The organism is Roseovarius nitratireducens, assembly GCF_002925845.1.
Lineage (GTDB): Bacteria > Pseudomonadota > Alphaproteobacteria > Rhodobacterales > Rhodobacteraceae > Roseovarius > Roseovarius nitratireducens.
On record NZ_PDNI01000071.1, the window covers coordinates 86,164 to 108,288 of the forward strand.

20 protein-coding genes are annotated in these 22,125 nt (G+C 65.5%); 6 read left to right on the forward strand and 14 right to left on the reverse strand.

The window, feature by feature from the left end; translation table 11 throughout:
* Positions 1–125: 125 nt before the first annotated feature.
* Positions 126–2,138: a hypothetical protein gene (locus tag CRJ03_RS15550; protein ID WP_240611698.1), complete on the forward strand. Its 2,013-nt coding sequence runs from the start codon at positions 126–128 to the stop codon at positions 2,136–2,138.
* Positions 2,139–2,314: 176 nt separating this feature from the next.
* Here CRJ03_RS15550 and CRJ03_RS15555 read toward each other — a convergent pair whose 3' ends face one another.
* The 6 genes from CRJ03_RS15555 to CRJ03_RS15580 form a co-directional block, all read right to left on the reverse strand.
* Positions 2,315–2,599: a sll1863 family stress response protein gene (locus CRJ03_RS15555; protein ID WP_104019928.1), complete on the reverse strand. Its 285-nt coding sequence runs from the start codon at positions 2,597–2,599 to the stop codon at positions 2,315–2,317.
* A gap of 119 nt (positions 2,600–2,718) precedes the next feature.
* On the reverse strand, positions 2,719–4,275 hold the full coding sequence (locus tag CRJ03_RS15560; RefSeq protein ID WP_104019787.1) for an alanine/glycine:cation symporter family protein: 1,557 nt from the start codon (positions 4,273–4,275) through the stop codon (positions 2,719–2,721).
* A gap of 26 nt (positions 4,276–4,301) precedes the next feature.
* Positions 4,302–4,736: a universal stress protein gene (locus CRJ03_RS15565; RefSeq protein ID WP_104019788.1), complete on the reverse strand. Its 435-nt coding sequence runs from the start codon at positions 4,734–4,736 to the stop codon at positions 4,302–4,304.
* A 199-nt stretch (positions 4,737–4,935) separates the two neighbouring features.
* A complete protein-coding gene (locus tag CRJ03_RS15570; protein ID WP_104019789.1) occupies positions 4,936–6,306 on the reverse strand; it encodes a glutamate--cysteine ligase in 1,371 nt (456 codons plus the stop codon).
* 65 nt (positions 6,307–6,371) lie between these two features.
* On the reverse strand, positions 6,372–6,896 hold the full coding sequence (locus CRJ03_RS15575; protein ID WP_104019790.1) for a hypothetical protein: 525 nt from the start codon (positions 6,894–6,896) through the stop codon (positions 6,372–6,374).
* Positions 6,893–7,621, reverse strand: a complete 729-nt coding sequence (locus tag CRJ03_RS15580) for a 16S rRNA (uracil(1498)-N(3))-methyltransferase (protein WP_104019791.1) — start codon at positions 7,619–7,621, stop codon at positions 6,893–6,895. Before CRJ03_RS15580 ends, CRJ03_RS15575 begins: the two co-directional genes overlap by 4 nt.
* 11 nt (positions 7,622–7,632) lie before the next feature.
* Here CRJ03_RS15580 and ubiA point away from each other — a divergent pair, with 11 nt between their 5' ends.
* The 3 genes from ubiA to CRJ03_RS15595 are packed head-to-tail and all read left to right on the forward strand — an operon-like array spanning position 7,633 to position 10,903.
* Positions 7,633–8,598: a 4-hydroxybenzoate octaprenyltransferase gene (ubiA, locus tag CRJ03_RS15585; RefSeq protein ID WP_104019792.1), complete on the forward strand. Its 966-nt coding sequence runs from the start codon at positions 7,633–7,635 to the stop codon at positions 8,596–8,598.
* Between the two features lie 57 nt (positions 8,599–8,655).
* Positions 8,656–10,581, forward strand: a complete 1,926-nt coding sequence (locus tag CRJ03_RS15590) for an OmpA family protein (RefSeq protein ID WP_104019793.1) — start codon at positions 8,656–8,658, stop codon at positions 10,579–10,581.
* Positions 10,568–10,903 (forward strand): hypothetical protein, encoded by a 336-nt coding sequence (locus CRJ03_RS15595; protein ID WP_104019794.1) that lies wholly within the window; start codon positions 10,568–10,570, stop codon positions 10,901–10,903. The genes CRJ03_RS15590 and CRJ03_RS15595 overlap by 14 nt, the downstream gene beginning before the upstream one ends.
* A gap of 60 nt (positions 10,904–10,963) precedes the next feature.
* Here CRJ03_RS15595 and CRJ03_RS15600 read toward each other — a convergent pair whose 3' ends face one another.
* The 6 genes from CRJ03_RS15600 to CRJ03_RS15625 form a co-directional block, all read right to left on the reverse strand.
* Positions 10,964–11,389 carry a F0F1 ATP synthase subunit epsilon gene (locus CRJ03_RS15600; RefSeq protein ID WP_104019795.1) on the reverse strand — a complete coding sequence of 142 codons (426 nt, stop codon included), beginning with the start codon at positions 11,387–11,389 and terminating at the stop codon, positions 10,964–10,966.
* A 51-nt stretch (positions 11,390–11,440) separates the two neighbouring features.
* Positions 11,441–12,865 carry a F0F1 ATP synthase subunit beta gene (atpD, locus tag CRJ03_RS15605; RefSeq protein ID WP_104019796.1) on the reverse strand — a complete coding sequence of 475 codons (1,425 nt, stop codon included), beginning with the start codon at positions 12,863–12,865 and terminating at the stop codon, positions 11,441–11,443.
* A gap of 20 nt (positions 12,866–12,885) precedes the next feature.
* Positions 12,886–13,761, reverse strand: coding sequence for a F0F1 ATP synthase subunit gamma (locus CRJ03_RS15610; protein WP_104019797.1), 876 nt, complete (start codon positions 13,759–13,761; stop codon positions 12,886–12,888).
* Positions 13,762–13,776: 15 nt separating this feature from the next.
* Positions 13,777–15,315, reverse strand: coding sequence for a F0F1 ATP synthase subunit alpha (gene atpA / locus CRJ03_RS15615; RefSeq protein WP_104019798.1), 1,539 nt, complete (start codon positions 15,313–15,315; stop codon positions 13,777–13,779).
* Positions 15,316–15,882, reverse strand: a complete 567-nt coding sequence (locus CRJ03_RS15620) for a F0F1 ATP synthase subunit delta (RefSeq protein WP_104019799.1) — start codon at positions 15,880–15,882, stop codon at positions 15,316–15,318.
* A gap of 274 nt (positions 15,883–16,156) precedes the next feature.
* The gene (locus CRJ03_RS15625; protein WP_104019800.1) at positions 16,157–17,185 is read right to left on the reverse strand and encodes a ribose-phosphate pyrophosphokinase; all 1,029 of its coding nucleotides are present in this window, start codon (positions 17,183–17,185) and stop codon (positions 16,157–16,159) included.
* 104 nt (positions 17,186–17,289) lie between these two features.
* On the opposite strand from CRJ03_RS15625, the gene CRJ03_RS15630 reads away from it, so the two are divergent.
* Together CRJ03_RS15630 and CRJ03_RS15635 are read left to right on the forward strand one after the other, a co-directional pair.
* Positions 17,290–17,889 (forward strand): 2-hydroxychromene-2-carboxylate isomerase, encoded by a 600-nt coding sequence (locus tag CRJ03_RS15630; protein ID WP_104019801.1) that lies wholly within the window; start codon positions 17,290–17,292, stop codon positions 17,887–17,889.
* Between the two features lie 3 nt (positions 17,890–17,892).
* Complete coding sequence (locus tag CRJ03_RS15635) at positions 17,893–18,729, forward strand: alpha/beta fold hydrolase (protein ID WP_104019802.1); 837 nt, start codon at positions 17,893–17,895, stop codon at positions 18,727–18,729.
* Here CRJ03_RS15635 and CRJ03_RS15640 read toward each other — a convergent pair.
* On the reverse strand, positions 18,686–19,660 hold the full coding sequence (locus CRJ03_RS15640; protein ID WP_104019803.1) for a glutathione S-transferase family protein: 975 nt from the start codon (positions 19,658–19,660) through the stop codon (positions 18,686–18,688). The two genes, CRJ03_RS15635 and CRJ03_RS15640, sit on opposite strands and share 44 nt — an antisense overlap.
* Before the next feature lie 159 nt (positions 19,661–19,819).
* Positions 19,820–22,063 carry a phosphoenolpyruvate--protein phosphotransferase gene (gene ptsP / locus CRJ03_RS15645; RefSeq protein WP_104019804.1) on the reverse strand — a complete coding sequence of 748 codons (2,244 nt, stop codon included), beginning with the start codon at positions 22,061–22,063 and terminating at the stop codon, positions 19,820–19,822.
* Positions 22,064–22,125: the final 62 nt, after the last annotated feature.

Genomic DNA, 22,125 nt, shown 5'->3' on the forward strand with positions numbered 1-22,125 from the left:
TTAATATCTGCGATGACACAATCGGGCCACGAAATGATACAGTAAAGATCGAAGAATCGGGCCGCTTTGGTCGCGGAGGGTATGGTAAACACTGTCTTTGCAGGCAAGCAAAGTGAGCATTTGACATGGTTGGTTCCAGTAAGATCCTGACTGTTTCCTACGGCACGTTTTCGTGCACGCTGGAAGGGTTTGACGAGTCGTTCGAGACGATGAAGGCGATTGCCGAGTATTTCCGGGATCTTGCCGCCGATGACCGCTATTTCGGGGCCGAGCCCCCAACACCCGATGCCGACATGCTGGCGCGTATTGCCGAGCGCGAGATTGCGCGCCGGGTCGAGGCGCATGAACACGAGGGCCGGATCGTCCTGCGTGCGCAGGACAACGCGACCGTGGGCAAGGCGCTCGCCGACGCGCTGAGCGCCGCACCCGGAGCGGAGACCGCTCCCGAGCCGGGGGCTGTGTCCGGGGAGGATTCCTCTCCTGATGAGAATAGCGCTGCCGAGGAAGAAATTGCACCTGAGATGGAGGCCGCGGCAGAGGAGCAGCCCACACCCGAGGAGGACCTTGCAGCCGACACGGCGGATACACTCGAATCCGAGGCCGAAACCGAGACGGAGGGCCCGGAAAAGGACGCCGCGACGCTTGACGCGCTGCAGCCCGAAGGTCTCGAGCGCGAAGACGAGTTTCCGGCACCCGAGACAAACCGGGAAGAAACCGCGAAGCCGCCGGTGCAGCAGGCGGATGATGCGGGTGTAGCCCCGCCTGCCACCGGGACCGATGATCTAAGCGCGCGGCTCGACCTCATCCGCTCGGTGGTTGGCGCGTCGGACACCTATGACGAGGACGAACATGCCCAGGACTTCGCGGACACCGCCGCGTCAGGGCCGATTGCATGGGACGAGGTGGATGAGAACGACGACGCCACGGCCCCCACCGGACAGGAGACCGTGGCCGCACCGCCTGAGGCGAACGAGGGTGCAGATCCCCGGGATGAACGCGACGCATCCGCAGCAGAAACTCCGGCGCCCGAGACGGCGGTGGCGCGGGATAAGGACAGCCTGTTCGAGGACACGCTTGCCGCGCTCCTCGCAGATGCCACGCCGGTGGATGCGCAGGCCGGGGCTGCGACAGAACCAGAGACGGGCACCGACGAGACCGATGATGCGGCCCCGCCCGACGCCGATGACCGGCGCGGTGCGCGGGTGCTCAAGGTAAGCCGCGCCGATGTCGAGACCGCACGCGAGGGCGGGCTTCTAGACTCGCCGGACGAGGCAGGCGAGGACACGGTCAACATCTTCGGCGACGAGGCTGACGCGCTCAGCCCCGAGGACGAGGCAGAGCTGCAACGCGAACTCGCGAGCCTAGATGCAGAGCTTGGCGAGGAGATCGAGGCGGAGGATGAGGCGGAGACCTGGGACGAACCGGAGGTCGCCAGGGACGAGCCCACGCCCGATACCGAGCCTGCGCAGGCGAAGGGCGGGAAACGGACCGAGGTGTCGCGGATCTTCGACGAGACCGACAGCCATATGGCTGATCCCGGCTCGGTGCGGCGACGCAACACGATCCAGCACCTGCGCGCCGCGCTCGCCGCCACCCGCGCCGAGAAGGCCGCGGGTGCGGACCTGGAAAAAAAGGTAGACGCCTCGCCCTATCGCGGCGATCTCGACGCTGCCGTTCGACCGCGTCGGGCGATGCCTGCCCCCGATGCCCCGCGCGGCACCCGCCCCGAAGAGCCGCGCCCGGCGCCGCTCAAGCTGGTGGCCGAGCAGCGCGTGGACACGGCGCGCACCCCGGTGCGTCCGCGTCGGGTGGCCGCCGCGGCGCGGTCCGAGGTGGTCGAGGCGCAGGACAAGGGCTTTTCCACCTTTGCCGAGGAATTGGGCGCAACCGATCTGCCCGACCTGCTCGAGGCTGCGGCCGCCTATCTCGCCGATGTCGAAGGCCGCAGCCAGTTCTCGCGGCCGATGTTGATGGGCAAGCTGCGCGAGATCGACGAAGAGGGTTTTTCGCGCGAAGACGGGCTGCGCTCATTCGGGCAGCTCTTGCGCGAAGGCAAACTGCAAAAGCTCTCGGGCGGGCGGTTTGCCGTGACCGAGGAGACCGAGTTCCGCGCGGCGGCGCGGCTGCGAGCCGGCTGAGTACAGGGGAGCGGCGACGCCGGAACCCCCGCCGTCCTGGCGGGTGGGCCACGCGTGTGCTTGGTTTGACATCGCAGAGCGCGTGTGCCTTGACCATCCGTGTTCCTGCGCCCGGCCCCCCCCTTTGTTTCGCGCGTTCAGCCGGATGAGAGCCTGGCCCGCGCGGGCAGGATACCCTAGCCGAACCGGCTCCATGCCGATTTCATGGCTGTCGCCATGTCGTCCCAGGCCTTGTCGGCACTGGTCTTGAAGTCCTGCCAAGCATCGGTGCCGGCGGCGTGGATATTCCGGTACTGCGCCTCCATCTCGTCTCGCTTCTCGCGCAACTCGCGGATCTGCTCCTGATACTTGCCCTGCATGTCGGCTGTTGCCTCTCGGGCCTGCGCCTGCAACTTCTCGATCTCGGCCTGCCACTGGTCGAGCTGTGCCTGCAGTTTCTTCTCGTATGTGTCTTTGTCCATCATTCACCTTCCTTTCGTCTGGCTACCTTATCATGTTCTTTACCTATGCAGTCTCGCCAAAGATGAAAGGGCCGCCGGTTTCCCGGCGGCCCCCACGGCACGTCTCAAGGGGTGCGCTGTCAGATGAACTTCTTGATTTCGCCTGAGCGCAGCCGCGACATGTAGCTGTCGAGCTCGCGCTTGACGATCGGCATCAGGAAGTAGAGGCCGATGATGTTGACCACCGCCATCGCAAAGATCGCCGCGTCGGAGAAGTCGATCACCGGGCCAAGCTGTGCCGCTGCCCCGATCACCACGAAGACGCAGAAGATCACCTTGAACACCAGTTCCTTGGTGTCGCCCTCGCCGAACAGGTAGGTCCAGGCCTTGAGGCCGTAATAGGACCAGGTGATCATCGTCGAGAAGGCAAAGAGCACCACCGCCAGTGCCAGCACGTAGGGGAACCAGCCGATGGCGCTGCCAAAGGCCGCCGAGGTCAGGCCGACGCCCGAGGTGCCACCCACGGTCTTAACGCCGTTGCCCGCCTCGTTGAGCAGGTAGAGGCCGGTCTGCGGGTCGGTGACAAGCTGCTGGGTGATGATGATGACCAGCGCCGTCATGGTACAGATCACGACGGTGTCGATGAACGGCTCGAGGAGTGAGACCAGCCCTTCGGTGATCGGCTCCTTGGTCTTGACAGCCGAGTGGGCGATGGCCGCCGAGCCGACGCCCGCCTCGTTCGAGAACGCCGCCCGCTTGAAGCCCTGGATCAGTGCACCGACCATGCCGCCCGCGACACCGAGCCCGGTGAAGGCGCCGGCGAATATCTGGCCGAAGGCCCAGCCGATCAGGTGATAGTTCATCGCGATGATGACGAGCGCGGTGCCGACATAGAGGATGCCCATGAACGGCACCACCTTTTCGGTCACGCGGGCGATGGATTTGATCCCGCCGACGATTACCGCGAATACGAGCCCGGCAAAGACCAGCCCGGTGATCCAGCCGGGATACTGCCCGACCACGCCGGTGATCTGCTGGTGCGCCTGGTTGGCCTGGAACATGTTGCCGCCGCCCAGCGCGCCGAGGATGCAGAAGATCGAGAACAGCACCGCGAGGATCTTGCCCCCCGGCAGGCCGCGTTCTGCAAACCCCTTGGAGAGGTAGTACATCGGGCCGCCCGAGACGCGCCCGTCGGGATATTCGTTGCGGTATTTCACCCCGAGCGTACATTCGGTGAATTTCGACGCCATGCCCATCAGGCCCGCGAGGATCATCCAGAAGGTGGCCCCCGGTCCGCCGATGCTGACCGCCACCGCAACACCGGCGATGTTGCCGAGGCCCACGGTCCCCGAGAGCGCCGTGGCGAGCGCCTGGAAGTGGCTCACCTCACCCGCGTCGTCGGGATCGGAATAGTCGCCCTTTACCAACGAGATAGCATGGCCGACGGCGCGGAATTGAACAAAGCCGAAATAGAGCGTGAAAACGGTGGCCCCCACCACCAGCCACATCACGATCCACGGAAACGAGGTGCCGGGGAAATTCGAGAAGATGAGGCCGACGAACCAGCCGGTCGAGTCGGCAAAAATCTGGTTCACCTTGTCGTCGAGCGATATCGCCTGTTGCTGTGCAAAGGCCGGTGCGCCCACGAGCGCCAGCCCCGCCGCGGCCAGCGCCGCGGAGAATATGTTCTTGTTCATAATTTTGATCCCTGTTGTTGATCCGATCACGGCACGATGGTGCAGGGCACCGGTGCGGTCTGCACCAGCGTTCCCGCGACCGAGCCGAAGATGCGTGCCTCGAGCGCCGAGGAACCCTCGCGCCCAACGATGATCTGCACCGCCCCCGTCTCGGTGGCGATCTTGCCGAGCATCTCGGCGATGTTGCCGTAGCGGATCACCGTTTCCACCGAAACACTGCTGTCGGTCAATTCCGCGACGACCGGCCCGAGCACCGCCTCTTCGGCGCGCTCCATTTCCTCGCGGCGGCGCATGTGCCGCTCCTCGAGCTCGGAAGGTGTGAGAAACGAATATGGCGACCATTCGAGCACATGCGCCAGGACGATCGCACCGCCCTGCGCCTTTGCCCGCGCGACCGCGAACTCCAATGCGCGTCGCGCCGCGACACTGCCGTCGTAGCCGACGACGAATTTATCGGACATCTGTAGATTCCCTCGTAGTTGCGTCATCCGGACTCGTATGCGACCCGGTAGTTGAAATTAGCAGAACCCCGCGTCACGATTGTCCCGAAATCGACCGGTTATCAGTCCGAACGCGCTTGAATCCGGCCTGCTCGCGCGCCAGATGAAAGGAAATTCGATTTTTTGGGACTGATGCCTGCGGCGTGCTGTCGCGCGACGTTCAGTAGCTGTAATCGGCGTAGATGCGGCTCAGATCGCCTTGCCAGTCACCATGGTAGCGCTCGAGCAACTCGTCGGCGGGGGTCTTGCCAGTCTCCACGCTCTCGCGCAGCGTGCCGAGGAAATGCGTCTCGTCGGGGATCATCCCACCGCCGCCGGCGCGCCCGCGCGCGCTCAGCCCCGCCTCGGCGATGTCGAGCACTTCGCGCGCGAGATCGTGCATCGCGATGTCGCCGGCCCGCGCCTGAAGCCCATCGACGCTCGCGGCCACGCGCAACGCCTCACGGGTCTCTGCGGTCCAGGATTTGCACAGGTCCCAGGCTGCGTCGAGCGCACCCTGGTCATACATCAGACCCACCCAGAAGGCCGGGAGCGCGCAGAGCCTGCGCCACGGGCCGCCATCGGCGCCGCGCATCTCCATGAATTTCTTGATCCGCGCCTCGGGGAAAATTGTGGTGAGGTGATCGGCCCAATCGGACAGCGTGGGTTTCTCGCCGGGCAGGGCGGGCAGTTCCCCGCGCAGGAAATCGCGGAAGGATTGGCCCAACGCGTCGTGATAGACGCCGTCGCGATAGACAAAATACATCGGCACATCGAGCGCGTAGTCGGCATAGGCCTCAAACCCGAACCCCTCGTCGAAGACAAATGGCAGCATGCCCGTCCGGTCCGGGTCGAGATCGCGCCAGACGCGGGCCCGCCACGACTTGTGGCCGTTGGGCTTGCCCTCGAAAAACGGCGAATTGGCAAAGAGCGCGGTGGCGACCGGTTGCAGGGCGAGGGCCACGCGGAACTTTTGCACCATGTCCGCCTCGGAGCCGAAGTCGAGGTTCACCTGGACGGTGCAGGTGCGATACATCATGGTTTTACCCATCGTGCCGACGCGGTCCATGTAATCGGTCATCAGCCGGTAGCGCCCCTTGGGCATGACCGGCATCTCCTCGTGCCGCCAGATCGGCGCGGCCCCCAGCCCGATAAAGCCAACGCCCACCTTGTCGGCGATGTCTTTTACATCCGCCAAGTGCTCGTTCACCTCGTCGCAGGTCTGGTGGATGTTTTCGAGCGGCGCGCCGGACAGTTCCAGTTGTCCGCCCGGTTCCAGGCTCACGTTGGCGCCATCCTTTTCCAGCCCGATGAGCTTGCCGGCCTCCTCGACCGGGGTCCAGCCGTGCCCGTCGCGCAGCCCTTCCAGCACGGCGAGGATCGAGCGGCGGCCCTCGTAGGGCAGGGGGCGCAGGGTGTCGCGGCAATAGCCAAACTTCTCGTGCTCGGTGCCGATACGCCAATCGTCGTGTGGCTTGCAGCCGCTTTCGAGATATTCTGCCAGTTGCGCGTGGTGCTCGATCGGCCCGCCGCCGGATTGGGGAATGGACATGCGCGGGCCTCCTGCGCGGTGTGCTTCGGTTAGGGGGTCAGAGTTGGCGGCATTCGGCGCGGGTGTCAATGCAGCCTTGGTCGCTTAGCCCCCCAGTCTGCTCGTTCCCACAGAAGGTGCTGGCCGGGCGCGGGACGGCGCATCGCCGCCACGACCTGTCCGCTACGCAGCCCCGGCAGTGTGGCAAAAGCATCGAATAGTGCATCCGCCCCCTCGGCATCAAGCGGGATCGCGAGATCGGGCTGGCCGGGTTGCGACAGCAACCAGCGGCGCCTCCCGTTTGCATCCAGCACGAGCGCGGTCATTTCCGACAGCGCGACCGCGCCGCCGGTCTGCGGCCCGAGATAGGCGATGAGCCCCTCGTCGATCACCACCACGCCGGGCCCGCCCGCCCCGGTGCGAAAGCGCGCGCGCTGCACCCCGGCCAGCCCCAGCGCCACCGCCACCGCGATAAGCACCCAGCCCAGCGCCTGCACGATCCCGGTGCCGCCCAGCACCCACCAAAGCCCCAGAACGCCGGCCCCCGTCCCCGCCAGCACCTCGCGCCAGCGCCAGAGCGCGGCGCGCGCCTGCGGGCGGATGAGGCTCATGTCCAATCCCCGCAGGTCGTCTGCCATAGCGTGAGCGCCGCGACGGCGGCGGTATCCGCGCGCAGGATGCGCGGCCCCAGGGCCACCGGATGGGCAAAGGGCAGGGCTGAGAGGCGGGCGCGCTCGGCGTCGGAAAAGCCGCCTTCGGGGCCGATCAGCACGGCCCATGGCTGCCCTCGCCCGTCAGGGGGCAGGGCGCAGGCACCGCCCGCAAGCGCCTCGTCGCAGAACATCAGGCGGCGGTTCGCGGGCCAATCCGCGAGCAGTGAATCGAGCCTGTGCAGGCCAGTCACCTCGGGAACATAGGTGCCGCCGCATTGCTCGGCGGCCTCGACGGCGTGGGCTTGTAGCCGGTCCTGCCGGACACGCTCGGAATTGGTGAAATCGGTCTGCACCGGCAGGATGCGCGCGGCCCCCATCTCGGCGGCCTTTTCCACGATGAAATCGGTTCGTGCCTTCTTGATCGGCGCGAACAGCAGCCACAGGTCCGGCGGGTCGCGCTGCGGCGCGGTCTGCGTCTCGCAGGCGAGCGTGCCGCCGCGCTTGCCGGCCTCGGTGACGGTGGCCCGCCATTCGCCATCGCGCCCGTTGAACACGGCAACACCGTCGCCCGGGCCGAGCCGCATCACCGAAAAGAGGTAATGCGCCTGCGCGCGATCGAGAGACAGGGTTTGCCCTTCCCCCAGCGGGTGCTCTACATACAGCCTGATCCGCGATCCACTCATGGGGTTAGCATATGAGCGCAGCAAACCGGACACCAGAGGCCGAAGGCACCGTGGCCGATGCCTATCGGGGCAATTGGGTGGATCGCTACGCCCCTGCCGCCGCGCGCCCCTACCTGCGGCTCAGCCGCGCAGATCGACCGATCGGTACCTGGCTGTTGCTGCTGCCGTGCTGGTGGGGGCTGGTGCTGGCGATGCTGGCCGACGGGCGCACGGGCTGGTTTGACGCGTGGATTTTCGCGGGCTGCGCCATTGGAGCGTTTCTGATGCGCGGGGCGGGCTGCACCTGGAACGACATCACCGACCGAGACATCGACGGGTCGGTAGCGCGCACTGCCTCGCGGCCCATCCCCTCGGGGCAGGTGGGGGTGCGCGGCGCGCTGGCGTGGATGTGCGCGCAGTCCCTCGTGGCGTTCGCCATCCTGCTCACGTTCAACGCGGCGGCCATCGCGCTCGGGGTTCTCGCCCTCCTGCCGGTGGCGGTCTATCCCTTTGCCAAGCGGTTCACCTGGTGGCCGCAAATCTTCCTCGGGCTCGCCTTCAACTGGGGTGCGCTTCTTGCGTGGACGGCGCATTCCGGGCGGCTCGAGGCACCAGCGGTGGTGCTCTACCTCGCGGGGATCGCGTGGACGCTCTTCTACGACACGATCTATGCCCATCAGGACGCCGAGGATGACGCGCTGATAGGGGTGAAATCCACTGCGCGGCTATTTGGCGACGACTCGCCGCGCTGGCTGCGGCGGTTTCTCGTGGCCTGCGTGCTCCTGATGATGGTGGCGGTGATTCTTGCCGCGCCTGCGGGGCGGCCCGTGGCGCTGGTCGTGGCCTTGTGCGGGGTCTGGGCGATGGGCTGGCACCTCTTCGGGCAGTTGCGGCGGCTGCGGCTCGATGACAACGCGCGGCTGTTGGCGCTTTTCCGCTCGAATCGCAACGCGGGGCTGCTGCCTTTGCCGTTTTTCGCCGTCGCGCTGCTGGCGTGATTGCGCTCCGGGCTTGCGGTGCCTAGAACACAGGCGAGTGCAACGACACGAGGTCGCATGTCCTGGCGCCTGTCCACCATCTTTTCCATCGGCGGGGCCTTTGCGGGGGCCGCCGCGCTGTCCATGCTGGCCGCCGGCTTTGCGGTGAGCGCCATCGAGGACGGCTCGCGCCGCGCAGTGCGCGATGCGCTCGACACGCAAGGCATGGTCTGGGCCGAGGTGGGCACTGACGGGTTGCAGGTGTTCCTCGCCGGGACCGCGCCGGACGAAGCCGCGCGCTTTGCCGCGCTGTCTGTCGCAGGCCAGGTGGTCGATGCTACAAGGGTGATCGACCAGACCGTGGTGGAAGAGGCCGAGCCGCTCGCGCCGCCGCAATTCGCCATCGAGATACTGCGCAACGAGCGGGGCATTTCGCTCATCGGGCTGGTGCCCGCCGGGCTTGACCGACAAGAACTTCTCGAGGATATCGCGCAGGCGACGGACGGGGCGCCGGTCGCCGACCTGCTCGATGCTGCCGATTACCCGGCGCCCGAGAGCTGGCAGCCCGCGTTGCGCCACGCGTTGCACGCGCTCGGCAGCCTGCCGCGCAGCAAGATATCGGTGAGCGCCGACCGCGTTTCAGTCACGGCCATGGTCGACAGCGCCGAGGAAAAGCGACGCATTGAGACCGATCTGGCGCGGCGCAGCCCCGAGGATGTGCGCCTCGCTCTGGATATTTCCGCGCCGCGCCCGGTGATCACGCCGTTCACGCTGCGTTTTGTCATCGACGAACGTGGTGCGCGCTTTGACGCCTGTTCAGCCGATACCGAGGAGGCGCGAGAGCACATCCTGCGCGCCGCCGCGCGTGCGGGGCAGGAGGGGCGCGCGGAATGCGTTGTCGGCATGGGCGTGCCGTCGCCGCACTGGGCGCGCGCCGTCGAACAGGCGATCGACGCGCTGGCGCGTCTCGGCGCGGGCAGCGTCACGCTCACCGATGCAGATATCTCCCTGCTGGCAAAGCCGGGCACCGATCAGGCACTGTTCGACGACGTGGTTGGCACGCTCGAAGGGGCGTTGCCGGAGGTTTTCGCACTCGATGCCACGCTGCCGCCCCCACCTGACGAGAAGAGCGCGCCGGTGGTGCAGGAGTTCATCGCGACGCTGTCGCCCGAGGGGCAGGTGCTGTTGCGTGGGCGCATCGGCAGCGCGCGGATGCGCGACACCGCGACGAGCCTGGCTCAGGCGCGTTTTGCCGCGGATGCGGTGCATGTGACCGCGCGTGTGGCCGAGGGGCTTCCGGAGGACTGGCCGATGCGCGTGCTACTCGCCATCGAGGCACTCTCGCATCTCAACAGCGGTGCGGTGACGGTGACGCCTGATTCCGCCGTGGTGCGCGGCAAGTCGGGGCGCAAGGAAGCAGGCACCGCCATAGCGCAGCTCCTGGTCGACAGGCTGGGCAGCAGCGAGCCGTTCGATCTTGACGTGACTTATGTCGAGCAGCTCGACGCCGTGGCCGCGCTGCCCACGCCCGAGGAGTGCGAGGCGCGCATCGCTGCGGTGCAGGACGACCGCAAGATAGGGTTCGAGCCGGGATCGGCGCGGATCGACGGAACGGGGGCCATGATTCTCGACGAGATCGCCGAGATCCTCAAGGAATGCGGCGAGATCCGCATGGAGGTGGCGGGCCATACCGACAGCCAAGGTCGCGAGGAGATGAACGCCCGGCTGAGCCTTGAGCGGGCGCGCGCGGTGCTCGACGAGTTGCGCCTCCGCAGGGTGCTTACCTCCGGGCTCGAGGCGAAGGGTTATGGCGAGAGCCGGCCAATCGCCGACAACGACACCGAGGAGGGCCGCGAAACCAACCGGCGCATCGAATTTCGCCTGATCCGGCCCGATCCCGCCCCCGAGGAGCAAACGGGCCTTGAAAGCGCCGAGGATACGGGGGACAAGGAGGAACGGAAAGAAGAGGCCGGTCAGGATAGCACCGCCGATGAACAGAACTGAATTCATCATCGCGACCGCGATCGTGCTCTTCGTGGCATTCTGCGTGGGCTGGTTCGCCAACTGGCTGATACACCGTTTCGTGCGGGTGCAGCCCTCTGAGGTGGGCGAACTTGAGCGTCTCGCGCAGGAATTGCACGAGGCCGAGGAGACGCGCGACCAGGCGATCACCTACCTGCAACAGCGCGAAGCGGAACTGACCAATCAGCTCAGCCAGGCCGAGGCCGAACTCTCGGCGACGATGGAGGGGCTGCGCGAGGCCCGCTACGAGGCCGAGCAGTTGCGCGTCCATCTGGCAAAGATCACCGGTCAGGCCGCCGAGTAAGGCCGGAAAAGAAAAAGGGCCGCACGCGGCAGCCCTTTTTCGCTGTGATCATGTTTGATCTCAGTTGGGGGACATGCCGATGTGATCGCCTACGGCCACCATGTCGTGCAGAAGCTTGGTGGCATCATCGATGAGACCATGCTCGTCGGCGTTCTGTTCCTTCACGCGATTGAGGCGCTCGGTCGCCTCGTCCACCATCGCCTGAAAGTCTTCCTTCGTTACGTCCGCGCGCGGCAGGGCACGCTCGGCCAGGACCGAGATGCTCTGGCCGTTGATTTCTGCGAAGCCGCCGGTGACGACGTATTCCTTGTCGCCATCGACCCCCGAGACACGGATGATGCCGGGGCGCAGCGTGGTGATGAGCGGTGCGTGATCGGGCAGGGCCGTCATGTCGCCCTCGGCACCCGGAATCAGCACTTCGCGCGCCTCCACCGAGGCGAGAAGACGCTCGGGGCTCACGAGATCGAATTGCACTGTCTCAGCCATATCGGCCTCCTCTTGTGGGTGGCGGCGGGCCGGTGGCCCGCCGCGCGGCGCTTAGGCAGCGGCAGCGGCCATCTTCTCAGCCTTGGCAACCACGTCGTCGATGCCGCCCACCATGTAGAAGGCCCCCTCCGGCAGGTGGTCGTATTCGCCCGCGACCACGGCCTTGAACGATTTGATCGTCTCTTCAAGCGGCACCTGGATGCCGTCGGAGCCGGTGAACACCTTGGCCACGTCGAAGGGCTGCGACAGGAAGCGCTGGAGCTTGCGGGCGCGGGCCACGGTCAGCTTGTCCTCTTCGCTGAGCTCGTCCATCCCGAGGATGGCGATGATGTCCTGAAGCGCCTTGTAGCGCTGCAGGATGCCCTGCACGTCGCGCGCGACCTGGTAGTGCTCCTCGCCCACGATCTGCGGGTCCATCAGGCGCGAGTTGGAGTCGAGCGGGTCCACGGCGGGGTAGATGCCGAGCTCGGAAATCGCACGCGACAGCACCGTGGTGGCGTCGAGGTGGGCGAAGGTCGTCGCCGGGGCCGGGTCGGTGAGGTCGTCCGCAGGCACGTAGACGGCCTGGATGGACGTGATCGAGCCCTGCTTGGTCGAGGTGATGCGTTCCTGCATCTGGCCCATGTCGGTGGCCAGCGTCGGCTGGTAGCCCACGGCCGAGGGGATGCGGCCCAGAAGCGCCGACACCTCGGAACCCGCCTGCGTGAAGCGGAAGATGTTGTCGACGAAGAACAGAACGTCGGTGCCCGACTGATCGCGGAACTGCTCGGCCAGCGTCAGGCCGGTCAGCGCGACACGGGCACGGGCCCCCGGCGGCTCGTTCATCTGGCCGTAGACGAGGGCCACCTGGCTCTCCTCGAGGTTGTCGGGCTTGATGACGTTGGATTCGATCATCTCGTGGTAGAGGTCGTTGCCCTCACGGGTCCGCTCGCCGACACCGGCGAACACCGAATAGCCCGAGTGCACCTTGGCGATGTTGTTGATCAGTTCCATGATGAGAACCGTCTTGCCCACGCCGGCGCCGCCGAACAGGCCGATCTTGCCGCCCTTGGCGTAGGGAGCGAGAAGGTCCACCACCTTGATGCCGGTCTCGAGGATTTCGCTCTCGGTCGACTGTTCGTCGAATTCCGGTGCGGGCTGGTGGATGGCGCGGGTCTCGTCGGCGTTGACCGGGCCCTGTTCGTCCACCGGCTCGCCAACCACGTTGATGATGCGGCCCAGCGTGGCATTGCCCACCGGCACCGAGATCGGCGAACCGCTGTCCGTCACCTCCTGCCCGCGCACAAGACCCTCGGTTGCGTCCATCGCGATGGTGCGCACGGTATTCTCGCCGAGGTGCTGCGCAACCTCCAGGATCAGCTTCTTGCCGTGGTTGTCGGTTTCCAGCGCGTTCAGGATCGCGGGCAGGTCGTCGCCGAACTGAACGTCCACCACGGCGCCGATGACCTGGGTCACTTTGCCTTTTGCGTTTGCCATGTTTCGTCTCCGGTTTGTCTTTACAGCGCTTCCGCGCCGGAAATGATTTCAATCAGCTCGTTGGTGATCACGGCCTGGCGCGAGCGGTTGTACTCGATGGTCAACTTGTCGATCATCTCGCCCGCGTTGCGGGTCGCGTTGTCCATCGCCGACATCCGTGCCCCCTGTTCCGAGGCCCCGTTTTCAAGCAGTGCGCTGAAGATCTGCGTGGCGACGGCGCGCGGCAGAAGCTCTGTGAGGATCGCGTTCTCGTCGGGCTCGAAGTCGTAGAAGGTGCCGGTATCGACATCCTCCGCGTCTCCGGTATCGACGGGAACGATCTGCTGTTTGGTCGGGATCTGGGTGACCACATTCTGGAACTGCGAGTAGAAGATCTTGGCCACATCGAACTCGCCCGCGTCGAAACGGTTGAGCACGTTGGCCGCGACCGTCTGCGCATCGGCATAGCCCACGCGCTTGACCTCGGTCATGTCGACATGATCGACGAAGTACTGACCGTAGTCGCGCTTCATCGCGTCGCGGCCCTTCTTGCCAACGGTGATGATCTTTACCGTCTTGCCCTGCGCCAGCAGGTCGGCGGCATCGGCCTTGGCGAGCTTGGCGATGTTGGCGTTGAAGCCGCCGCACAGCCCACGTTCGGCGGTCATCACCACCAGCAGGTGCACCTTGTCGTCGCCGGTGCCCCTGAGCAGGGGGGGCGCATTCTCGGCGTCACCCACGGATGCGGCCAGCTTGGCCATCACCGCGTTGAAACGCTCGGTGTAGGGCCGCGACATTTCCGCGGCCTCCTGCGCGCGGCGAAGCTTCGCCGCGGCAACCATCTGCATGGCCTTGGTGATCTTGCGGGTCGATTTGACCGACGCGATCCTGTTTTTCAGGTCCTTGAGATTCGGCATTGCCTTATCTCCCCCTTACGCGAAGTCGGCGGCGTATTCGTCCAGCGCAGCCTTGATCTTGTCCTCGGCCTCACCCTTGATCTTGGGATCCTCCTTGGTGATGTAGTCCAGGAGGTCCTGATGCTTGCCGCGCAGGTGCTTGAGCAGCCCCTGCTCGAACCGGCCCACATCGCCCACGGGCATCTTGTCGAGATAGCCTTTGGTGCCGGCGTAGATGACGCACACGATCTCGGCGTTGGAGAGCGGTGAATACTGCGCCTGCTTCATCAGTTCGGTCAGGCGCGCACCGCGGTTGAGCAACTGTTGCGTGGCGGCGTCGAGGTCCGATCCGAACTGCGCGAAGGCCGCCATCTCGCGATACTGCGCAAGCTCGAGCTTGACCGGCCCCGCGACCGATTTCATCGCGTTGGTCTGTGCCGAGCCGCCAACGCGGCTGACCGAAAGGCCGGTGTTCACGGCCGGGCGGATACCCTGGTAAAACAGGTCCGTCTCGAGGAAAATCTGGCCGTCGGTGATCGAGATCACGTTGGTCGGGATAAAGGCCGAGATGTCGCCGGCCTGCGTCTCGATGATCGGCAGAGCGGTGAGCGAGCCCGAACCGTTTTCCTCGTTGAGCTTGGCCGAACGTTCCAGCAGGCGAGAGTGGAGGTAGAACACGTCGCCCGGATAGGCCTCGCGCCCCGGCGGGCGGCGCAGAAGCAGCGACATCTGGCGATAGGCCACCGCCTGTTTCGACAGGTCATCGTAGATGATGAGCGCGTGACGCCCGTTGTCGCGGAAATGCTCGGCCATCGCGGTGGCGGAGTAGGGCGCGAGGAACTGCATCGGTGCGGGGTCGGACGCGGTGGCGGCTACGACGATCGAATACTCGATCGCGCCGCTTTCCTCGAGCTTCTTCACGAGCTGCGCCACGGTCGAGCGCTTCTGGCCGACGGCGACATAGACGCAGTAGAGCTTCTTGCCCTCGTCGTCGCCCGCGGCCTCGTTGTAGGATTTCTGGTTCAGGATCGTGTCGAGCGCCACTGCGGTCTTGCCGGTCTGGCGGTCGCCGATGATGAGCTCGCGCTGGCCGCGACCGATCGGGATCATCGCGTCCACCGACTTGAGGCCCGTGGCCATCGGCTCGTGCACGGATTTACGCGGGATGATGCCGGGGGCCTTCACATCGGCCAGACCGCGGTTTTTCGTCTTGATCGGGCCTTTGCCGTCGAGTGGGTTGCCCAGGCCGTCCACGACGCGGCCAAGCAGCTCGTCGCCAATCGGCACGTCCACGATGGACTTGGTGCGCTTGACGGTGTCGCCTTCCTTGATGTCACGGTCGGAGCCAAAGATCACAACACCAACATTGTCGCTCTCGAGGTTGAGCGCCATGCCCATGATCGAGCCCGGAAACTCGACAAGCTCACCCGCTTGGACATTATCCAGACCGTAAACCCGCGCGATCCCGTCACCCACGGACAGCACCTGACCGATCTCGGCGACCTCGGCCTCCTCGCCGAAATTCTTGATCTGGTCCTTCAGGATCGCAGAAATCTCTGATGCTTGGATACCCATTTATCCGACCTCTTTCATTGCATTCTGGAGGGAATCGAGCCGCGAGCGGATCGAGGTGTCGATCATCTTCGAGCCCACTTTGACGACAAGACCGCCGATGAGGCTTTCATCGACGGTCGTTTTCAGTTTCACATCGCGCCCGATGCGCGCCTTGAGCGTTTTCGCGAGATTGTCGGACTGAGCCTTGCTCAGCGCCTTCGCGCTGGTCACTTCGGCCTTCACCTCGCCCTTGTCTTCGGCGATCATCTCGCCAAGCTGGGCTATGAGCTGCGGCAACACGAAGAGCCTGCGCTTGGCCGCCATCAGGCCGAGCCCGTTCTTCAGTTCCGGGACGAGCCCCATCTTGTCCGCGACCGCGACGATGCCGGCACCCTGCTCGGCGCGGCTCAACACCGGCGAGCCGACGAGCGCGCGCAAATCCGCGCTGGCATCGAGTGCTGCGGAGAGATCATCGAGATTGGTCTCAAGCGCGGCGAGCGACTTGGCCTCCTTCGCGAGCTCGAAGATGGCGGTGGCATAGCGCGCGGCGATGCCGGATGAAATCGAAGCTGGTTCGGACACGTCCACCCTTCCGATAATCTGGCCCCGGTTGAACCCGCTTGACGCAAGGTCGCGGCCGGGGGCGTTGTCATACGATGAGACTTGCGAAACACCGAAATTCGGCTGGGGTGTAGCAGAGGCTTTGCTGTCGGGCAAGCGGCTTCGAAACGATTGTATACTGTAGAATACCGCGCCCTTTCAAGGACTTGAACCCGCTGCGACCGAATGCACACCCCACCCTATGCAAAAAAGACCGCTTTCCGCACTGTTTCACCCAGCCAAACAGCCCGGGATTCCCCGTCTATCGCCCCGGATCCCGGACCAGCAGCCCCTCGTAGATCGGCTCCAGCGACGATGCCTCAAACAGCGATGACACGCTCGTGCCGTTCCAGATGTTCAGGATCGCCTGTGCGAAGATGGGCGCAGTGGGTACGATACGGATATTGGGAGTGGCGGCCACCGCCTCGGTGGGCTGGATCGTGTCGGTGATAACCATCGACTTGAGCTTGGAATTGGTGATCCGCTCCACCGCGGGTCCGGACATGACACCGTGGGTGGTATAGGCATGGACCTCGCGCGCGCCGTTCTCCAGCAGTATCTCGGCGGCCTTGCACATGGTGCCGGCGGTGTCGCACATGTCATCGATGATGATGCAGATCTTGTCGGTGACGTCGCCGATGACCGTCATCTCCGCCACCTCACCTGCCTTTTCCCGGCGCTTGTCCACGATGGAGAGGGGCGCGTTGATCCGCTTGGCCAGCTCACGCGCCCGCGCCACCCCGCCCACGTCGGGCGAGACGATCATCACATCGTCCAGCGCGTCAGTGAATTGTGCCTTGATATCGAGCGCGAAGACCGGTGAGGCGTAGAGATTGTCCACCGGGATGTCGAAGAAGCCCTGTATCTGCGCGGCGTGCAGATCCATCGTCAGCACCCGCTCGATGCCTGCACCAACAATCATGTTGGCCACCAGCTTCGCCGAGATGGGTGTGCGCGCCTTGGTGCGGCGGTCCTGTCTCGCATAGCCGAAATAGGGAATGACCGCCGTGATCCGCCGTGCCGAGGACCGGCGCAGCGTGTCTGCCATGATGAGCAACTCCATCAGGTTGTCGTTGGCGGGCTTCGACGTGGGCTGGATGATGAACATGTCTTCGCCGCGCACGTTCTCGAAGACCTCGACGAACACCTCCTGGTCGTTGAACCGCTCTACCCGCGCATCCACCAGCCCGACGGTCTTGCCGCGATGCATGGACATGCGGCGTGCGATGGCCTTGGACAAGGGCATGTTGGCATTGCCCGAAATCAGCTTCGGTTCGGTATTGGCAGGCATGGCGATGTTCCCGGGATTGTCTCTATGACAGATTCGTGATGTTGCGCCTCGCTTAGCATGGCCCTACCGTCGCGCAAACCTGTGCTGCAACGGAGAGTGCCGAAATGACCCATATCGACTATTATTTCTCCACCCTGTCGCCTTTTGCCTATCTCGCGGGGGATGGGCTTGAACGGATCGCCGCGCGCCACGGGGCGGACGTGACCTACAAGCCGCTCGACATCATGGCACTGTTCGCGCGTACCGGAGGCACGCCGCCGGCCGAGCGCCACCCCTCGCGCAATGTCTACCGCGCGCAGGAACTGGCCCGACAGGCCGCAAAGCGCGGCATGGCCCTGAACCTCAAGCCTGCGCATTGGCCGACCAACCCAGCACCCTCATCCTACGCGATCATCGCCGCGCAGAACGCGGGCGGCGGCGATACCGGAGCGCTGGTGCAAAGCGTTTTGCGCGCGTGCTGGGCCGAGGAGCGCGACATCGCCGAGGACGCGGTGGTGCGCGACTGCCTGGAGCGGGCAGGCTTTGACCCGGCGCTCGCCGATAGCGGGCTTCTGAGCGGCGCCGAGACCTATGCCGCCAATCTCGAGGAGGCGGTCGAGGCGGGGGTGTTCGGCTCGCCCTTCTACGTGGTGGACAGCGGCCAGATGTTCTGGGGACAGGACCGGCTGGAGGATCTCGACATGCATCTCGACGGTCGACTCTGACCCATGCCCCGCGACGTGCGCGCGGGGCGCGCGACGCATTGGCAGATGATGGGACAGGGTGCGCGCCCGGGCCTCGCCATCCACTGCTCGCTCGCCCATGCCGGTAGCTGGGCCGCTCTTGGGCGAGACCTGTCCGACCTGCTGACGATCACCGCCTTCGACCTGCCCGGCCACGGGCTGAGCGCGCCGTGGGACGGGGCGGGCGAGATACAGGCTGCGAGCACCGCCATCGCCGCCGCTTTCCTCGATGATCCCGCCGATATCATCGGCCATTCCTTTGGCGCGACAGTGGCGTTGCGGCTGGCGGTCGAGTACCCGCATCTTGTGCGCTCGCTGAGCCTTTATGAGCCGGTGTTCTTTGCCGTTGCGCTGGCCGACCGGCCCGATTTGCGCGCGGGTCACGAGGCGGAGATGGCCGCATTCCGGACGGGGATGGAGGCGGGTGACATGGCGGCGGCGGCCCGCGGGTTCCTCTCGGTCTGGGGTGACGGCGAGGGCCTTGACGCGCAGCCCTCGGCGATCCGCGACCGCATAGCCGCGCAGATGCCGCTCATAGCAGCAGCCGACGCGGCGCTCTACGAAGATACCGGCAAGATGCTGGCATCGGGCGCGCTGACGCGAATCGAGGCCCCGGTGCTGCTGATGGAGGGCACGCACTCTCCGGCGATCATCGCCGCGATCAATGACGGCCTCGCCGCGCGCCTGCCAGAGGCGAGGCGTGCGCGCATCGGTGGGGCCGGGCACATGGGGCCGATCACCCATCCGCGCGCGGTGGCCGACGAGATCCGAGTCTTTCTCAGCCCCTTCCGTGCGGCGCGTCGTAATCCAGAACCGGGTTGATCGGGATGATCCGGTGCGGGTTCACCGTCTCGTGGCTGTAGTGGTAGTGGCGCACGATATGGTCGAAATTCACCGTCTCGCGCACGCCGGGCCATTGGTAGAGTTCGCGCACGTAGCCCCAGAGGTTGGGGTAATCGATGATGCGCTTTCGGTTGCATTTGAAATGCAGGTGATAGACCGGGTCGAACCGGATCAGCGTGGTAAAGAGCCGCCAGTCGGCCTCGGTCAGCCGGTCACCCATCAGGTAGCGGTTTTCCGACAGGCGCTCCTCCAGCCAATCGAGACTGTCGAAGAGCGGATAAACGGCCGCCTCGTAGGCCTCTTGCGTGGTGGCAAAGCCGGATTTGTAGACACCGTTGTTGACGGTGTCGTAGATGCGCGCGTTGATCGGCTCGATGGCATCGCGGAGGTCTTCGGGCCAGTAGTCGTCGGTATTGCCGGTTATCCCGTCAAATGCCGAGTTGAACACGCGGATGATCTCGGAGCTTTCGTTCGACACGATAGTCTCTCGCTCTCGATCCCAAAGGATTGGCACTGTCACGCGGCCCGAGATGCCGGGATCGGCCTTGAGATAGATGTCGCGGGCGTATGGCAGCCCATAGAGCCGGTCGCCGGTGGCCCCGGGATAGTCGGTGCGGAATTCCCAGCCATCCGAGAGCATGTCGGGATGCACGACAGAGACGCCGATATGATCCCCGAGCCCCTTTAGCGCACGAAAGATCAGGGTGCGGTGCGCCCAGGGGCAGGCATAGGCGACGTAGAGGTGATAGCGACCGCTCTCGGCCTTGAACCCGCCTTCGCCCGAAGGCCCCGGCGCGCCGTCCGGGGTGATCCAGTTGCGGAATTTCGCCGTGGAGCGCACGAATTTGCCGCCATGCGCGGCGGTGTCATACCAAGTGTCTTCCCACACGCCGTTGACCAGTTGTCCCATGCTCGATCCTCCTTTGGACACAAGGTAGGGCCGCGGCCCGGGGCGCAGTAGCCCCGGGGCCGCGCAAGGGACGTGCGGGGGCGCACAGGCAGAGCTGCCGGAGCAAGAGATCATCGGGTCAAGCCCGATGATGACCGGTATTGGGGCCGTCAGAGGGGGTCAGAGCTTCGAGCGGAGGTAATTCATCGCTGCGGGGCGCAGATTCTCCGAGCCGCGGCTGCGTTCCTCGTGCAGGATGTCGCGCAGCTCGTTCAGGTTTGTACGTCGCAGCAGGCTCTTGACCGGGCCGATGGATGCGGGCCGCATCGACAGCGTCCGGAACCCCAGCGCCGTCAGACAGGCCGCCTCGATCGGGCGCCCGGCATCCTCGCCGCAGAAGCTCAGCCGCGTACCCAGCGTGGCACAGCGATAGACGATGCCCTCGAGGAAGTTGAGAAAGCTCATGTCGAGCGTGTCGTATCGGCGCCGCACCCGCTCGTTCTCGCGGTCGGCGGCAAAGAAGAACTGCTTGAGATCGTTGCCGCCGACCGAGAGAAAATCCACCTCGTTGTAGAAAGCGTCCGGCGCGAAGGCGATCGAGGGGGTCTCGAGCATGGCCCCCACCTCGATCTCGCTCGGCAGCGGATGGCCGAGGATGCGCTCGCGCTCCAGCGCCTTGTCCATCTCGGCGCGGGCGGCGCGGAACTCGTCGTGCTGCGCCACGAATGGAAACATCACCGACAACGGCCGCCCCTGCGCGCCGCGAATGAGCGCCTGAAGCTGCATCCGCATCACGCCCGGTTTTTCCAGCGCGACGCGAACTGCGCGCCAGCCCATCGCCGGGTTGGGCTCGTCCGTGGCCTTCATGTAGGGCAGCACCTTGTCCGAGCCGATGTCGAGTGTGCGAAACACCACGCGGCGGCCTTTGGCGGCGTCCATAACGCGGCCATAGAGCGCACTCAGCTCGGCGCGCTTGGGCATGTGGCTGCGGATGAGGAACTGCAATTCCGTGCGGAACAGACCGACGCCCTCGGCGCCCGAGCTTTCGAGGCTGGGCAGGTCGGCCATGAGCCCCGCGTTCATCTTGAGCGTGATATGCGTACCGCACAGCGTGTCGGCCGGTTTTTCGCGGATCGAGGCATAGCGCTCCTGCGCCTTGGCCTGCATCGCCATCTTGTCGCGAAACGCGGCCGTTACCGCATCGTCGGGTCGCAGGTGCACGATGCCCTGATCGCCGTCCACGAGGATCGAATCGCCGTTGAGCGCCTCGGTGGTGACCCGTCCGGCATGGATGACCAGCGGGATCGCGAGCGCGCGCGCCACGATCGCGGCATGCGAGCCGACCGCGCCTTCCTCCAGCACGATGCCGCGCAGGCTGCGCCCGTAATCGAGCAACTCCGCGGGGCCGATATTGCGCGCAACGAGGATCGGGTCGGCGGGGATTTCGGCCCCGGTCTCGTGGCCCTGCCCGGTGAGGATGCGCAGCAGGCGGTTGCTGAGGTCGTCGAGGTCGTGCAACCGCTCGCGCAGGTAGGCGTCGTTGACCTGCGTCATGCGCGCGCGCGCGGCGGATTGCTCCTTTTCCACCGCCGCCTCCGCAGACAGGCCGCTGTCGATATTGGCCTCCATCCGGCGCATCCAGCCCTTGGAGTTGGCGAACATCCGATAGGCTTCGAGCACATCGAGCTGTTCCTTGTCGCCGCCTTGCGCCGAATCGAGCATCCGGTCGACGCCCACACGCAGCGTCTCTACGGCCTCGTGCAGGCGCTCCATCTCGCGGGCGGGGTCCTCAGCGATCGGGTTGGTCACCACCACGCGCGGCTCGTGCAGCCAGACATGGCCCCGTGCCGCGCCCTCCTGAGCGCTCGCGCCTCGGAACATCACCGGCCGGCTGTGCAGCGCGGTCATCGCCGCTCCCTCGCCAACGAAGGCGCCGAGTTCGGCCATCTCGGCGAGCACCATCGCGACTACTTCGAGCGCGTAGATCTCGTCTTCGGAGAATCGCCTCGCCTGCTTCGACTGTGTCACCAGCACGCCGAGCTTCTCGCCCAGCCGCTGGATAGGCACGCCGACGAAGGAGGAATACGCCTCCTCGCCGGTCTCGGGCATGTAGCGAAAGCCGGGGGCCGAGGGCGCGTCATCGGTGTTGATGACGTTGCCCGACCGCGCCACTCGCCCGACAAGGCCCTCGCCCAGTCGCAGCCGGGTCTGGTGGACGGATTCGGCCTTGAGCCCCTCGGTGGCGCACAATTCGAGCGTGTCCACGTCGCGGAACAGGTAGATCGAGCAGACCTCGGCGCGCATCTCCTCGGCGATAAGCCGGGTGATGCGATCAAGCCGCGTTTGCCCGCCGCCCTCCTCGGCCATGATCGAGCGCAGGCGTCCGAGCATCTGGCGGCTGTCGGTCTTCAACGTCACGCTCATCGCGCCTTGCCCCCCGGGGCCGGTTCAGAGGCGACCGTCCTGCCGCGCTTTGGCGTCGGGTC

What these genes read in the sequence shown, in the direction of transcription:
- CRJ03_RS15550 (WP_240611698.1), top strand. Translation starts at nt 126, where the DNA reads ATGGTTGGTTCCAGTAAGATCCTGACTGTTTCCTACGGCACGTTTTCG.
- CRJ03_RS15555 (WP_104019928.1), bottom strand. Translation starts at nt 2,599, where the DNA reads ATGGACAAAGACACATACGAGAAGAAACTGCAGGCACAGCTCGACCAG.
- CRJ03_RS15560 (WP_104019787.1), bottom strand. Translation starts at nt 4,275, where the DNA reads ATGAACAAGAACATATTCTCCGCGGCGCTGGCCGCGGCGGGGCTGGCG.
- CRJ03_RS15565 (WP_104019788.1), bottom strand. Translation starts at nt 4,736, where the DNA reads ATGTCCGATAAATTCGTCGTCGGCTACGACGGCAGTGTCGCGGCGCGA.
- CRJ03_RS15570 (WP_104019789.1), bottom strand. Translation starts at nt 6,306, where the DNA reads ATGTCCATTCCCCAATCCGGCGGCGGGCCGATCGAGCACCACGCGCAA.
- CRJ03_RS15575 (WP_104019790.1), bottom strand. Translation starts at nt 6,896, where the DNA reads ATGAGCCTCATCCGCCCGCAGGCGCGCGCCGCGCTCTGGCGCTGGCGC.
- CRJ03_RS15580 (WP_104019791.1), bottom strand. Translation starts at nt 7,621, where the DNA reads ATGAGTGGATCGCGGATCAGGCTGTATGTAGAGCACCCGCTGGGGGAA.
- ubiA (WP_104019792.1), top strand. Translation starts at nt 7,633, where the DNA reads ATGAGCGCAGCAAACCGGACACCAGAGGCCGAAGGCACCGTGGCCGAT.
- CRJ03_RS15590 (WP_104019793.1), top strand. Translation starts at nt 8,656, where the DNA reads ATGTCCTGGCGCCTGTCCACCATCTTTTCCATCGGCGGGGCCTTTGCG.
- CRJ03_RS15595 (WP_104019794.1), top strand. Translation starts at nt 10,568, where the DNA reads ATGAACAGAACTGAATTCATCATCGCGACCGCGATCGTGCTCTTCGTG.
- CRJ03_RS15600 (WP_104019795.1), bottom strand. Translation starts at nt 11,389, where the DNA reads ATGGCTGAGACAGTGCAATTCGATCTCGTGAGCCCCGAGCGTCTTCTC.
- atpD (WP_104019796.1), bottom strand. Translation starts at nt 12,865, where the DNA reads ATGGCAAACGCAAAAGGCAAAGTGACCCAGGTCATCGGCGCCGTGGTG.
- CRJ03_RS15610 (WP_104019797.1), bottom strand. Translation starts at nt 13,761, where the DNA reads ATGCCGAATCTCAAGGACCTGAAAAACAGGATCGCGTCGGTCAAATCG.
- atpA (WP_104019798.1), bottom strand. Translation starts at nt 15,315, where the DNA reads ATGGGTATCCAAGCATCAGAGATTTCTGCGATCCTGAAGGACCAGATC.
- CRJ03_RS15625 (WP_104019800.1), bottom strand. Translation starts at nt 17,185, where the DNA reads ATGCCTGCCAATACCGAACCGAAGCTGATTTCGGGCAATGCCAACATG.
- CRJ03_RS15630 (WP_104019801.1), top strand. Translation starts at nt 17,290, where the DNA reads ATGACCCATATCGACTATTATTTCTCCACCCTGTCGCCTTTTGCCTAT.
- CRJ03_RS15635 (WP_104019802.1), top strand. Translation starts at nt 17,893, where the DNA reads ATGCCCCGCGACGTGCGCGCGGGGCGCGCGACGCATTGGCAGATGATG.
- CRJ03_RS15640 (WP_104019803.1), bottom strand. Translation starts at nt 19,660, where the DNA reads ATGGGACAACTGGTCAACGGCGTGTGGGAAGACACTTGGTATGACACC.
- ptsP (WP_104019804.1), bottom strand. Translation starts at nt 22,063, where the DNA reads ATGAGCGTGACGTTGAAGACCGACAGCCGCCAGATGCTCGGACGCCTG.